This window comes from Streptomyces sp. NPDC038213 (genome assembly GCF_055600495.1).
The window spans coordinates 238,605-251,311 of sequence record NZ_JBVJYM010000008.1; the positions used below are offsets into that span (position 1 = coordinate 238,605).

Sequence of the window (12,707 nt, forward strand, 5' to 3'; positions counted from 1 at the left end):
GCTGCATACGGATGCCCCCAGGCGCGCGCGGGGCGCGCCCGGGGGCACTCGTCAGGATGTGTCGATTTCTACGACAACAGGCGACTTTCAGCCACCGAGTGCCCCGCCGGCGCCCCGCGCCTCTTCCGAGGTGGAAGCGCTGTCGGCATTCAGGTGAATGACGCCGTAGTCGTAGGCGTGACGCCGGTAGACCACGCTCGGCTGCTTGGTTTCGGCGTCGACGAACAGGTAGAAGTCGTGCCCGACCAGCTCCATCTCGTAAAGCGCCTGGTCGAGCATCATGGGGGCGGCCGAGTGGGTCTTCTCGCGGACGATCAGGGGCCCTTCGCCCTGAACCTCCAGCGAGCCGATCCTCGTGGTCGGGATCTTGTCCCCGGCCTCTTCAGGTGCCAGCTGGCCGTTTCCGTTCAGATACGCCGCGTCGGGTACGACGTCGACGACGTCGGCGGCCGAGAGCCTGCCGGTGCCGCGGCGCGTGCCGCGCTTGTCGTGCTGCTTGCGCAGTCGGGCCTCGAGCTTCTCCTGGGCGAGGTCCAGCGCCGCGTAGGCGTCGGTCGCCGAGGCCTCTGCCCGGATGACCGGGCCTCGTGAACGAAGGGTGATCTCCACCCGGTCGGAACGGTCGGCCTGACGCGGGTTGTGTTCCTTGGACACCTCTACGTCCAGGCTGATCACCTTGGCGTCAAGCTTCTGGATCTTCTCCAGGTTGAGCTTTTCAGCCACGTGCTTGCGGAACCGCTCGGGCACTTCGGTCTTGCGGCCCTTCACGACGATGTCCACGCAGAACTCCGTTCCCGGATCGCCCCGCCTCGCCGGCGAAGCGTCTCCCTTTTGCACCCGACTCCGGTGAACACCGGAGCCTCGGACTTGGCGACTTTCACCTCCTCCTCCCCCATCGGCGAGATCTCCACCCCACCGACTTCGGAGTCAGAGAGGGACACCTCTGACACGGAGATTCCGAAGCGCGCGTACCGATACGCGGGGCCCACGGCTCGCCATTTCCTTACAACCGAACATATCTCGCTCGACCGGTTGTCGGCACCCGCTACCGGAACGTACCTCCGATCAGGTGTGTCTTCCCTCCTACCACCTGCAACGTTGGTCGAATCCGATCAGTTCCAATTCTTTTCGAAGGAATCCGGACCCGCCGCAACGACAGCGGCAGTCAGCCCAACGATTCCCCCGGAAGGAGTGCTCCCACACCCCCCGGAACGCACCGCTCTCGCCGCCTCCACCAGAGATGCACCAGTGGTCACCAGATCGTCCACCAGGACCACACAACCGCCCGCCAGCAGCCCCGCGCCCCCGGCCCGCACCTCCAGGGCCCCCGCCAGGTTCACCAGCCTCTCGCGTGCCCCCAGGCCCGCCTGGTCGACGACCGCCCGGCGCTGCCGCAGCACGGCCGCCACCCGCGCCGGGACCCCGGCCGCCCGCAGCTGCGCCGCCGCGGCCAGCGCCGTCCTGCGCACCGGATCGTGCCCCCGCGCCCGCACGGCCCCCGGCGCCGAGGGCACGGGCACCAGGACGAGCCCCCCGCCTCCCGCCCCGGGCCCCGCCCGCGGCCCCACCGCCGGAAGCGCACCGGGCACCGCGGACCGCACCGCCCCGGCCAGCGCGCACCCCAGCGCCTCCGCCAGCCCGAGCCCGCCCCGCTCCTTGTGCGCCAGCAGCACCTGCCGCACCGGCCCCTGATAGCCCGCCGCGGCGTGCACCGCCGGCAGCCCGGGAGGCTCCGGCCCCGGCCGCACCCGCCGCGCCCCGGCCCCGCACAGCGCGCCCCGGCACTCCGCGCACAGCGCGGTCCGAGGCCGCCCGCACCCGGCGCACTCCGCCGGCAGCACCAGCCCGCCCCACTCGCGCCGCCACGCCCGCGCGGCACCCCTCAGCCCGCGTACACCCGTCGGACCACGCCGCACCTCCGGACCACGCCGCACCTCCGGACCACGCCGCACCTCCGGACCACGCCGTACCTCCGGATCAAGCCGTCCCTGCGGTACCCCCACGGCACCCACCCCCTCACGGCCTCCACCATGACGGGATCCGCCGGATCCCGCCGGGCCCTGGGGACGGCGTACGGCATGGGGAAAACTCCATCACCCACACGGGGGAACGGCACACCAGCGCCCACCGCTCAGCCCTGCGCACGGGAAGCAGGCCTCAGCCCGGGTACACCGGAGCCCGCCCCGGCACCGCGACCGTCCGCCACTGCGCCCCCGGCGGCAGCCATACCACCCCGTCCTCGTCGGAGAAGGCCACCACCGGCAGCCGCTCGTCCTCGGAGGCCGCGATCGCGCTCACGCCCGCCGCACCCGCCAGGCTCCCGGACACCACGACCGACCCGTCGGCCTGCATGTACCGGGCCTGCACCAGCCCGCCGGCCTCCCGGCCGACCACCAGCAGCCGGCCCCGCGAGGCCCACGACATCGCCGTGACCTGCTCCATCTGCGGGGCGGCGGGACGCAGTTCGCGCACCGACACCACCCCTTCCTCGCCCTTGGTCTCCGGACGCTCGATCCGCCCGATGTGCAGGGTCTTGCGCCCGCCCTTCTCGACCAGCAGGGCGATCCGCACGCCGTCCGCGGACACCCGCAGCGCATCGATCCGCCCACCGTCCAGACCCGCCACCTCGACCTTGCGCGGGGTGCCGGTACCCCCCGGCAGCAGCCACAGGGCGGGGTCGGCGGGATTGCGCTCGGCCACCCAGAGGTCGCCCAGCCCGTCCCAGCTCGGCGCCGTCAGCGAGTTCGAGGGGCTCTTCAGCGCGGGCTTGCCCAGGGGCCCGCCCGTGGTCAGGGACAGGACGTACAGCTCGTGGCCGTTCTCCGTCACCACCGCCGTACGCCGCTCGTCGTGCGTCACCGCGGCCGTGCCGACCTTCAGCCCGGAGCCCACCAGCTGCCCCGGTACCTGCTCGGCCCCCCGCGGCGGCTCCTCGCTGTCGCCGCCCTCGGCGCCGACCGCGTCGAGCTGCATCTGTACGAGGCGGTGCTCCTCGTCCACGTAGTACTGGTGCTGCGTGGTGCTGGAGATGTGCTTGGTCTGTACGGACGTCAGGTCCACCGTGCACAGCGGCGTACCGCCCTCGCGCAGCACCTCGACCCGGTCCACCCGCGAGGAGGTCAGGTCCCGCGCCGTGTAGAGCAGTTGCGTGCCCATCTTCTGGCACTGCTTCGAGGCGACGTTCTCGACCTTGCCGTTGAGCGGCACCTTCAGGGTGTTCTTGTCGTCGTACGTCAGCGTCCGGGTGCCCTTCTTCAGGGCCGTCCCGGTCGGGAAGCTCGACGTGACCACGGGGTCCAGCCAGGAGGAGGGACCGGTCAGCAGGGAGCTGACCGTCTGCGTCATCGGGTCCATCCGCGACACCGGGTCCTGGCGCTGGCGCACGTACACCGGATCGGCGACGAGCATCCCGGAGGCGAAGTAGTACTTGTTGACCGACTTGAAGATGCGCTGGAAGTCGGACTTGCCGAGCGCGAGGCCGTCCGGGAGCACCGCGATGCGCCACTGCTCGTCCTTCTTGACGAGGTGCAGGTCCGCCTCGTAGCGCCCGTTCCCGGTCTCCGGCTGGTAGGCGCTGCGCCCGTCGACCGTCGCGAGGCGGGTTCCGGTCAGCCGGAACTTGCGGCCCAGCGGCTCCTTCTCGGGCCCGCGCGCCGCCGGGATCTCGTACCTGCTGGGCCCGGAGGACAGCACCGCGATCCCCGCGCCCGGATTCCACTTCTTCGCCGCTTCCTCGGTCAGGTACTGGCGGGCCGTGGCCAGCTGGGGGTCGTCGCTCGTCATGGCCTCCAGGAAGCCGTTGACGATCTGCTCCGGCTTGGCGTTGTCCGGCGGCGGTACGGCGTACACGCGCATCTGCGAGTCCACCCCGCGCGAAACGTCCACCGGGCGGATCTCCCCGCTCCCGGGCATGGACGCGCAGCCGGCCAGCAGGACCGCACCGCACCCGAAGACCACCGAGCCGCGCACCGTCCGGCCGCCGGTCCGCAGACCGCCGCCGGTACGGGTACGCGTACGGGGCCCGGCCCCGCCCTCGACCTCAGCGTCCACCTGCCTGCCCCTCCCGGTCTTCCCGCCTCGCCCCGGCCCCGTCGTCAAGACCGGGGCCACCACCAGCACCCGCAGCCCCAGAGCCACTATCAGACCCACCAGCCGCAGCAGTCCCGGCAACCCCCGCACCCACCGCAGTAGCCCCATGGGCCGCCCGCGCCACCACTCGCGCCCCGCTCCCCGGCAGCGCCGTCGGATCGGCCGGCACCGCGGCCGCAGCCACAGCGCGCGCGGGTATCGGGTCGATCCCCGCCGCCCCGCGCTCGCCGCCGTGCTGGTTCGGCAGCCCGCCGCCCCGGCCCGCGGCCGCCCCGGCCGCAGCCGCGGCCTGCGCCTCGGCGCGCGCCCGCGCGGCCCGGGAGTCCTCGGGCTCCAGCGGGATCGGGGACCCGCGCAGCGGCTCGTCGGCCGTACGCGGCAGGGTCAGGCGGAACTGCGAACCGCCGCCCGGCTCGCCCCAGGCCTGCAGCCAGCCGCCGTGCAGCCGGGCGTCCTCGACGGCGATGGACAGGCCCAGGCCCGTACCGCCCGTGGTCCGGGCACGCGCCGGATCGGCCCGCCAGAACCGGTTGAAGACCCGGGTCGCCTCGCCCGGCTTGAGCCCCACGCCGTAGTCGCGCACGGCCACGGCCACGGCCCCGCCGGCCGAAGCCAGCCGGACCACCACGTCCCGGCCCTCGCCGTGCTCGACGGCGTTGACCACGAGGTTGCGCAGCACGCGTTCGACCCGCCGGGCGTCCGCCTCGGCCACCACCGGCTGCGCGTCGCCCAGCACCCGGATCCGGGTGCCCTTGCGCTCGGCCAGCGGCTCGGCGCCGTCGATGACCCGCCGTACGACGTCCCGCAGGTCGATCGGCTCCGCCTCCAGCGCCGCCGCCCCCGCGTCGAACCGGCTGATCTCCAGCAGGTCCGCCAGCAGGGACTCGAAGCGGTCCAGCTGCCCCACGAGCAGCTCGGCGGAGCGCGCGGTCACCGGGTCGAAGTCGTCCTTGGAATCGTGGATGACGTCCGCCGCCATCCGCACGGTCGTCAGCGGGGTGCGCAGCTCGTGCGAGACGTCGGAGACGAACCGCCGCTGCATCCGCGACAGGTCCTCCAGCTGCTGGATCTTGGTGTGCAGGTTCGACGCCATCTTGTTGAAGGCCTCGCCGAGGCGCGCGATGTCGTCCTCGCCGGTGACCTTCATCCGCTCCTGCAGCCGCCCCGCCGACAGCCGCTCGGCGATCCCGGCCGCCATCCGCACGGGGGTCACGACCTGCCGTACGACGAACCACGCGATCGCACCGAGCAGCACGACCACGAACAGCCCGGCCGTCGCCAGAGTGCCCTTGACGAGGGTCAGCGACTCCTCCTCCTGCGTCAGCGGGAAGAGGTAGTACAGGTGGTACGGGTCGCCGTTGATGTCCGTCAGCTGCTTGCCGACGACCAGCGCGGGCTCGCCGTCGCGCCCCTCGCCCTCGCTGTAGCGGATCGTCGAGAAGGTCTGGTACGCGCCGGTTCCGGCGTCCACGTCCTTGCGCAGCGCCGTCGGGATGCTCGCGGCCGGATCCACCCCGCCGGAAGCACGCGCTCCGCGCACCCCGCCGCGGGTGTCGCCCGTACCCGCACCGAGCGCGACCACGTCGAAGGCGGACTGGCCGCCGCTGGACAGGGCCTCCACGAGGTCGTTCATCCACGCGGTGGCGTTGCGCCCGGCCTTGCCGTCGGCGGTGACGCCGTCCTGCCCGGCGCCGACCGGAGGGGTGTTGGCCTTCTCCTGTGCGACCGCGAACCCGCCGCCCGCCTGGCTGCGCGCGGCCTCCTCCTTCGCCGCCAGCAGGCCGTTGCTGACCTGCCCGATGACGACGAAGCCGAGCAGCAGGACCACGCCGAGCGACATCAGGAGCGTGCCCGCGACCACCCTGAGCTGGATGTTGCGGCGCCACAGGCGTACGGCGGGCAGCAGCGGGCGCCGCACCAGCCGTACGAAGAGCCGCAGCACGGGGCCGCCGGGTGCTCCGTCGCGGAGCAGCCGGCCGCCCCGCAGGGTCCTGCCGGAGGGCATGTCAGCTCGGTCCGGCCTTGTAGCCGACGCCGCGGACCGTCACGACGATCTCGGGGCGCTCGGGGTCCTTCTCGACCTTGGAGCGCAGCCGCTGCACGTGCACGTTGACCAGGCGGGTGTCCGCCGCGTGCCGGTAGCCCCAGACCTGCTCCAGCAGCACCTCGCGGGTGAAGACCTGCCAGGGCTTGCGGGCGAGCGCGACCAGCAGGTCGAACTCCAGCGGGGTCAGCGCGATGGCCGCCCCGTCCCGCTTGACGGAGTGCCCGGCCACGTCGATGACCAGGTCACCGATGGTCAGCTGCTCGGGCGCCGGCTCCTCGGAGCGGCGCAGCCGGGCGCGGATGCGGGCGACCAGCTCCTTGGGCTTGAACGGCTTGACGATGTAGTCGTCGGCCCCGGACTCCAGGCCCACCACGACATCGACGGTGTCGCTCTTGGCCGTGAGCATCACGATCGGCACCCCGGACTCCGCCCGGATCAGCCGGCAGACCTCTATGCCGTCCCGTCCGGGCAGCATGAGGTCAAGCAGCACCAGGTCGGGCTTGGCCTCGCGGAATGCCGCCAGTGCCTTGTCGCCGTCAGCGACGAACGACGGCTCGAAACCTTCTCCCCGCAGCACAATGCCGAGCATCTCGGCCAGCGCGGTGTCGTCGTCGACGACAAGGACGCGTCCCTTCATGGTTGACATCATCCCATTAGCTAATCGTTACCTGGCGGTGAGCATTCACACAGCGGGACGGCCGGGGCTTCCGGCCGGGCTCCCCCGGACCCGTCCCGGGGAGATCAGGGACTCAGTCTGCCCCGTCGACCGGAGACAAGAGAAGGTGCCCGGAGGAACAGGGTGACGAACGGTGCCGCAGGGGCCGGTCCGCACGCGCGGCGCGCATGGCACGATGGCAGCCGACCAGCGCCCCGCCCCCGTACGGGCACGTGAAGGAGCGACGATGAACGACTCTCCGGGCTGGGCTTCGCCCGGATCCTCCCCCTCCGAAGGCGACCGGCCCGATGCGGCCGCGCCCGAGGGCGCCGAAGGGACGCCTCCCGCAGACCCCGCCGGCCCGCCCGCCGCCGGCTCGAAGTGGTCCAAGGAGCAGCCCCCCGCGGGCCAGTGGAGCGCCCCCGCACCGGGAGGAACCGCATCCGGAGCCCCCGCACCCGGAGGACCCGCCCCGCAGCCCGGCACCGGCTGGGGCAGCCCCCGGACCGGCCCCGGTACGCCCCAGGGCGGCCCGTACGGCGGCCAGCAGGGAGCCCAGCCCGGCTGGGGCGGCGCCTGGGGCACTCCCCCCGCCGCCAAGCCCGGCGTGATCCCGCTGCGCCCCCTGGCCGTCGGCGAGATCCTCGACGGCGCCGTCACCACCATGCGCCGGCACTGGCGCACGGTCCTCGGCATCACCCTGGCCTTCGCCGTGGTGGTCCAGCTGGCCATCACCCTGGTCCAGGGCCTGGCCTTCCCCGACCTCGGCACCACGCCCGAGGACCCGGCCGACCTGGACGCCCTCGCCGACTCCCTGACCACCAGCCTCGCCGCCAGCGGCACGGCCCAGGTGATCACCCTGATCGGCACGATCATCGCCACGGCCCCGCTGACCATGGTCTTCAGCCGCGCCGTCCTCGGCCGCCCCTCGTCCGTCGGCGAGGTGTGGCGGGAGGCCCGCCCGCAGCTCCTGCGCCTGGCGGGGCTCACCGTCACGCTCACCGCGATGTTCCTGGGCATCCTCACGGCGGGCGTCCTGCCCGGCGCCCTCGCGGGCAACGCGGCCCTCCTGGTCGTCGGCCTGCTGGCGGCCGTCGGCGTCTGCGCCTGGCTGTGGGCCCGCTTCGCCCTCGCCTCCCCCGCGCTCATGCTGGAGAAGCAGACCGTCGGCAAGGCCCTCGGCCGCTCAGCGAAGCTGGTCCGCGGCTCCTGGTGGCGGGTCTTCGGCATCGGCCTGCTCACCCAGATCCTCACCGGCATCGTCGCCGGCATCATCGTCCTGCCGTTCACGGTCCTGGCGATGATGTTCACCGACGGCGGCGTCAGCGGGTTCATGAGCGGCACCGCCGGCACCGGCCTCGGCTGGGGCTTCCTGATCGTCTCGGCCATCGGCGCGGTCATCGCCCTGACCATCACCCTGCCGATCAACGCGGGTGTGAACGTCCTCCTCTACATCGACCAGCGCATCCGCCGCGAGGCCCTCGACCTCGAACTCGCCCGCGCGGCCGGCCTCCAGGACTACGGCGACCCGGCCCGGCCGGACACCGGGACCTGATGCCATGACGGCCACGGGGGGACTGACGGCGCGTACGGCGGCTCTGCTGCGCCCGTACGCCGCCGAACCACCGGTGACGACACCGCGCCTGCCCGCCCGCGAGGAGGCCGAGCGCGAACTGTCCAAGCCGATCTACCACGAGAACGACCCCAGCCTGGTCCGGCGGGCCCTCAACGCCTTCTGGGACTGGGTGGGCGACCTCCTCGGCGCCGCCTCCTCGGTCTCCCCCGGGGGCACCGCGGGCCTCGTCGCCATCCTCCTCGTGGCCGTCCTCCTCGCCGCCGCCCTGTGGTGGCGGCTCGGCACCCCCCGCCGGACCGCCGCCGCAGCCGAGCGCCTCTTCACCGACCGCCCCCGCACGGCCGCCGAGCACCGCACAGCCGCCGAGGCCCACGCCGCCGCAGGCCGCTGGACCGAAGCCGTACAGGAGCGGATGCGCGCCCTGGTCCGCGCCCTGGAGGAACGCACCCTCCTCGACCCGCGCCCCGGCCGCACCGCCGACGAGGCCGCCGCCGAGGCCGCCCGCGCCCTGCCCGCTCGCGCCGAGGAGCTGTACGCGGCGGCCCGCGAGTTCGACGAGGTCACCTACGGCGGCCGCACCGCCGGCCCCGACTCCTACGCCCGCCTGCGCACCCTCGACTCCACCCTCGACCGCACCCCCCTCCTCCCCACCCCGGGACCCCGCCCGTGACCCCGCCCGTGACCCCCCGCGCGGCCGCGCCCGCCCCCACCTCCGCCTCCCCCGGCGCCCGCCGCATCTGGCAGGGCTCCCGCGGACCGGTGCTGGCCCTGGCCCTGGTCCTCCTCGCCGGCCTGCTCCTGGCCGTCCTCAACTCCGGCGACCGCCACGGCCGCCTCGACCCCCGCTCGGCCGACCCCCAGGGCTCCCGCGCCCTCGCCGAGCTCCTGACCCGGCACGGGGTGGCCTCCCGGGTCGTCACCACGGCCGCCGAGGCCAGCCTCGCCGCGGCCCCCGGCACCACCCTCCTGGTCACCGACCCCGACCTCCTCGGCCCCACCCGCCTCGCCTCCCTCAAGACGGCGATGGACCTCTCCCGCGGCCGCACGGTCCTGCTGGCCCCCGGCCCCGCCGCCCTCGCCCCGCTGACCCCCGGCGTCGAGGCCCGCCCGCCCGCCGGGGACGACGAGGACGCCCCCGCCCCCGGCTGCCCCCTCCCCGCGGCCCGTACGGCCGGCAGCGCCGCAACCGGCGGCGGCCTGCGCTACGCCACCACCCTCCCCGGAGCCACCGGCTGCTACCCCGCCGGCGGCCTCCCCACCCTGCTCTCCCTCGCGGGCGCGGGCACCGGCGACACCGTCCTCCTCGGCTCCCCCGCCCCCCTCTTCAACGAGCACCTCGCCGAGGAGGGCAACGCCTCCCTCGCCCTCCAGCTCCTCGGCACCCGCCCCGACCTGGTCTGGTACCTCCCCTCCCTCAGCGACCCCGCCCTCGCCGGGGACGGCCCCGCGCCGGAGGGCGAGACGGCGGGCTCCTTCCTCGGCCTGATCCCCGAGGGCTGGTCCTGGGCCCTGCTCCAGCTGGCCGTCGCCGCCCTCCTGGCCGCCCTGTGGCGCGCCCGCCGCCTCGGCCCCCTGGTCACCGAACGGCTCCCCGTGACCGTGCGCGCCGCCGAGGCAACCGAGGGCCGCGCCCGCCTCTACCGCGCGGCCGACGCCCGCGACCGCGCCTCCGCGGTCCTGCGTACGGCGGCCCGCACCCGGATCGCCGCCCTGCTCGGCGTCCCCGCGGCCCAGGCCCACGACCCGGCCTCCCTGCTGCCCGTCCTCCCCGCGCCCGGCCCCGCCGGAGACCCGGCGGCCCTCCTCTTCGGCCCCCCGCCCCCCGACGACGCGGCCCTCGTCGCGCTCGCCGACCGCCTCGACGCCCTCGAAAGAGAGGTCCGTACCCCATGACGGCCCAGCCCGAACCCCAGGCCCAGGCAGCCGGCGCGGACCGCGCCCGCGCCTCCCTGGAGGCCCTCCGCGCCGAGATCGGCAAGGCCGTCGTCGGCCAGGACCCCGCCGTCACCGGGCTCGTCGTCGCCCTGCTCTGCCGCGGCCACGTCCTCCTCGAAGGCGTCCCCGGAGTCGCGAAGACCCTCCTGGTCCGCGCCCTCGCCGCCGCCCTCGACCTCGACACCAAGCGCGTCCAGTTCACCCCGGACCTGATGCCCAGCGATGTCACGGGCTCCCTCGTCTACGACGCCCGCACGGCCGAGTTCTCCTTCCAGGAGGGCCCGGTCTTCACGAACCTCCTCCTGGCCGACGAGATCAACCGCACTCCCCCCAAGACCCAGTCCTCCCTCCTGGAGGCCATGGAGGAGCGCCAGGTCACCGTCGACGGCACGCCCCGCGCTCTCCCCGACCCCTTCCTCGTCGCGGCCACGCAGAACCCCGTCGAGTACGAGGGCACCTACCCCCTCCCCGAGGCCCAGCTCGACCGCTTCCTCCTGAAGCTCACCGTCCCGCTGCCCTCCCGCGAGGACGAGATCGACGTCCTCGCCCGGCACGCCGCCGGCTTCGACCCCCGCGACCTGCGCGCCGCCGGGGTACGCCCCGTCGCCGGCCCCGCCGACCTCGAGGCCGCCCGCAGGGCCGTGGCCGAGACCGCCGTCTCCCCCGAGATCACCGGCTACGTCGTCGACCTGTGCCGCGCCACCCGCGAATCCCCCTCCCTGACCCTCGGCGTCTCCCCCCGCGGGGCCACCGCCCTCCTGTCCGCCGCCCGCGCCTGGGCCTGGCTGACCGGCCGCGACTACGTCATCCCCGACGACGTGAAGGCCCTGGCCCTGCCGACCCTGCGCCACCGCGTCCAGCTGCGCCCCGAGGCCGAGATGGAAGGGGTCACGGCGGACTCGGTCATCAGCGCGGTCCTGGCCCGCGTCCCCGTTCCCCGCTGATGGCCCTCACCGGACGCGCCGCCCTCCTCGCGGCCCTCGGCACCCTCCCCGTCGGCCTGCTGGAGCCCAGCTGGACGGGCCTCCTCGCCGTCAACGGCCCGCTGGCCCTGGCCTGCGCCTGCGACTACGCCCTCGCCGCCCCCGTCCGCAGCCTGGGCCTGGCCCGCTCCGGGGACACCTCCGTACGCCTGGGCGAGAGCGCCGACGTGCACCTGACCGTCACCAATCCCGGCACCCGGCCGCTGCGCGCCCGCATCCGCGACGCATGGCCCCCGAGCAGCTATCTCCCCGGCACCGCGGTCGAGGCCTCCCGGCACCGCCTGACGGTCCCCCCGGGGGAACGCCGCCGGATCACCACCCGGCTGCACCCCACCCGCCGCGGCGACCGGCAGGCGGCCCGCGTCACCGTCCGCTCGTACGGCCCCCTGGGCCTGCTCGCCCGCCAGGGCAGCCACGAGGTCCCCTGGACAGTCCGCGTCCTGCCCGCCTTCACCAGCCGCAAGCACCTCCCCGGCAAGCTCGCGCGCCTGCGCGAACTGGACGGCCGTACGAGCGTCCTGACCCGCGGCGAGGGCACCGAGTTCGACAGCCTGCGCGACTACGTCCCCGGTGACGACACCCGCTCCATCGACTGGCGCGCCACCGCCCGGCAGCACAGGCTCGCCGTCCGCACCTGGCGCCCCGAGCGGGACCGGCACATCCTGATCTGCCTCGACACCGGCCGCACCTCGGCCGGCCGCGTGGGCGACGCCCCGCGCCTCGACTCCGCCATGGACGCGGCCCTCCTGCTGGCGGCCCTGGCCTCCCGGGCCGGCGACCGCGTGGACCTGCTGGCCCACGACCGCCGCACCCGCGCCTTGGTCCAGGGCAGCGCCGCCCGCGACCTCCTGCCCGCGCTGGTGTCGGCCATGGCCACCCTGGAGCCGGAGCTCGTCGAGACGGACGCCCGCACGATGGTCTCCACGATCCTCACGACGGCCCCCCGCCGCTCCCTCATCGTCCTTCTGACCAGCCTGGACGCCGCCCCCGTCGAGGAGGGCCTGCTCCCGGTCCTCGGCAGGCTCACGCAGCGGCACACCGTCGTCCTGGCCTCCGTGGCCGACCCCCGCATCGCCGCCATGGCCGCCTCCCGCGGCAGCGTGGAGGAGGTGTACGAGGCCGCAGCGGGCGCCCAGGCCCAGGAACAGCGCCGCCGTACGGCCGACCAGCTGGCCCGCCGCGGAGTCACCGTCGTCGACGCCACCCCCGAGGAACTCGCCCCCGCCCTGGCCGACGCCTACCTCTCCCTCAAATCCGCCGGCCGTCTCTGACTCACCCGGACAACAAAAAAGGGGCCCCTCCCGGGGCCCCGCACTCTCTCCACACCACCCTAAACGCAGAAAAGCCCCGCACCAGAAGGTGCGGGGCTTTCCCACAATGATTGTTCGGCGGCGTCCTACTCTCCCACAGGGTCCCCCCTGC

At 74.5% G+C, this 12,707-nt stretch carries 10 protein-coding genes; 5 read left to right on the forward strand and 5 right to left on the reverse strand.

Annotated features, from left to right (window positions below; all coding sequences use genetic code 11):
* Positions 1–87: 87 nt before the first annotated feature.
* From hpf to mtrA, 5 genes are all read right to left on the reverse strand, one after another.
* A complete protein-coding gene (hpf, locus tag ACZ7JZ_RS15480) occupies positions 88–780 on the reverse strand; it encodes a ribosome hibernation-promoting factor, HPF/YfiA family (RefSeq protein WP_470938637.1) in 693 nt (230 codons plus the stop codon).
* A gap of 332 nt (positions 781–1,112) precedes the next feature.
* A complete protein-coding gene (locus tag ACZ7JZ_RS15485) occupies positions 1,113–1,886 on the reverse strand; it encodes a ComF family protein (protein WP_470938704.1) in 774 nt (257 codons plus the stop codon).
* Positions 1,887–2,157: 271 nt separating this feature from the next.
* Positions 2,158–4,050 carry an LpqB family beta-propeller domain-containing protein gene (locus tag ACZ7JZ_RS15490; protein ID WP_470938640.1) on the reverse strand — a complete coding sequence of 631 codons (1,893 nt, stop codon included), beginning with the start codon at positions 4,048–4,050 and terminating at the stop codon, positions 2,158–2,160.
* On the reverse strand, positions 4,040–6,094 hold the full coding sequence (gene mtrB / locus ACZ7JZ_RS15495; RefSeq protein ID WP_470938643.1) for an MtrAB system histidine kinase MtrB: 2,055 nt from the start codon (positions 6,092–6,094) through the stop codon (positions 4,040–4,042). Before mtrB ends, ACZ7JZ_RS15490 begins: the two co-directional genes overlap by 11 nt.
* A 1-nt stretch (position 6,095) precedes the next feature.
* Positions 6,096–6,785, reverse strand: coding sequence for a two-component system response regulator MtrA (gene mtrA / locus ACZ7JZ_RS15500; RefSeq protein WP_328970181.1), 690 nt, complete (start codon positions 6,783–6,785; stop codon positions 6,096–6,098).
* Positions 6,786–7,038: 253 nt separating this feature from the next.
* Here mtrA and ACZ7JZ_RS15505 point away from each other — a divergent pair, with 253 nt between their 5' ends.
* From ACZ7JZ_RS15505 to ACZ7JZ_RS15525, 5 genes are read left to right on the forward strand one after another with little or no spacing between them, the layout of a single operon-like run.
* Positions 7,039–8,346, forward strand: coding sequence for a glycerophosphoryl diester phosphodiesterase membrane domain-containing protein (locus tag ACZ7JZ_RS15505; RefSeq protein ID WP_470938647.1), 1,308 nt, complete (start codon positions 7,039–7,041; stop codon positions 8,344–8,346).
* A 4-nt stretch (positions 8,347–8,350) separates the two neighbouring features.
* Positions 8,351–9,037 (forward strand): DUF4129 domain-containing protein, encoded by a 687-nt coding sequence (locus tag ACZ7JZ_RS15510; protein WP_470938650.1) that lies wholly within the window; start codon positions 8,351–8,353, stop codon positions 9,035–9,037.
* Complete coding sequence (locus ACZ7JZ_RS15515) at positions 9,034–10,260, forward strand: DUF4350 domain-containing protein (protein WP_470938653.1); 1,227 nt, start codon at positions 9,034–9,036, stop codon at positions 10,258–10,260. The genes ACZ7JZ_RS15510 and ACZ7JZ_RS15515 overlap by 4 nt, the downstream gene beginning before the upstream one ends.
* Positions 10,257–11,246 carry an AAA family ATPase gene (locus ACZ7JZ_RS15520; RefSeq protein ID WP_470938656.1) on the forward strand — a complete coding sequence of 330 codons (990 nt, stop codon included), beginning with the start codon at positions 10,257–10,259 and terminating at the stop codon, positions 11,244–11,246. Before ACZ7JZ_RS15515 ends, ACZ7JZ_RS15520 begins: the two co-directional genes overlap by 4 nt.
* Positions 11,246–12,556, forward strand: a complete 1,311-nt coding sequence (locus tag ACZ7JZ_RS15525; RefSeq protein WP_470938659.1) for a DUF58 domain-containing protein — start codon at positions 11,246–11,248, stop codon at positions 12,554–12,556. The genes ACZ7JZ_RS15520 and ACZ7JZ_RS15525 overlap by 1 nt, the downstream gene beginning before the upstream one ends.
* The last annotated feature ends 151 nt before the right edge of the window (positions 12,557–12,707 follow it).

Excerpts from the sequence above, each read along its gene's own strand:
- mtrB (WP_470938643.1), bottom strand. The coding sequence starts at position 6,094 with ATGCCCTCCGGCAGGACCCTGCGGGGCGGCCGGCTGCTCCGCGACGGA.
- mtrA (WP_328970181.1), bottom strand. The coding sequence starts at position 6,785 with ATGATGTCAACCATGAAGGGACGCGTCCTTGTCGTCGACGACGACACC.
- ACZ7JZ_RS15505 (WP_470938647.1), top strand. The coding sequence starts at position 7,039 with ATGAACGACTCTCCGGGCTGGGCTTCGCCCGGATCCTCCCCCTCCGAA.
- ACZ7JZ_RS15510 (WP_470938650.1), top strand. The coding sequence starts at position 8,351 with ATGACGGCCACGGGGGGACTGACGGCGCGTACGGCGGCTCTGCTGCGC.
- ACZ7JZ_RS15520 (WP_470938656.1), top strand. The coding sequence starts at position 10,257 with ATGACGGCCCAGCCCGAACCCCAGGCCCAGGCAGCCGGCGCGGACCGC.
- ACZ7JZ_RS15525 (WP_470938659.1), top strand. The coding sequence starts at position 11,246 with ATGGCCCTCACCGGACGCGCCGCCCTCCTCGCGGCCCTCGGCACCCTC.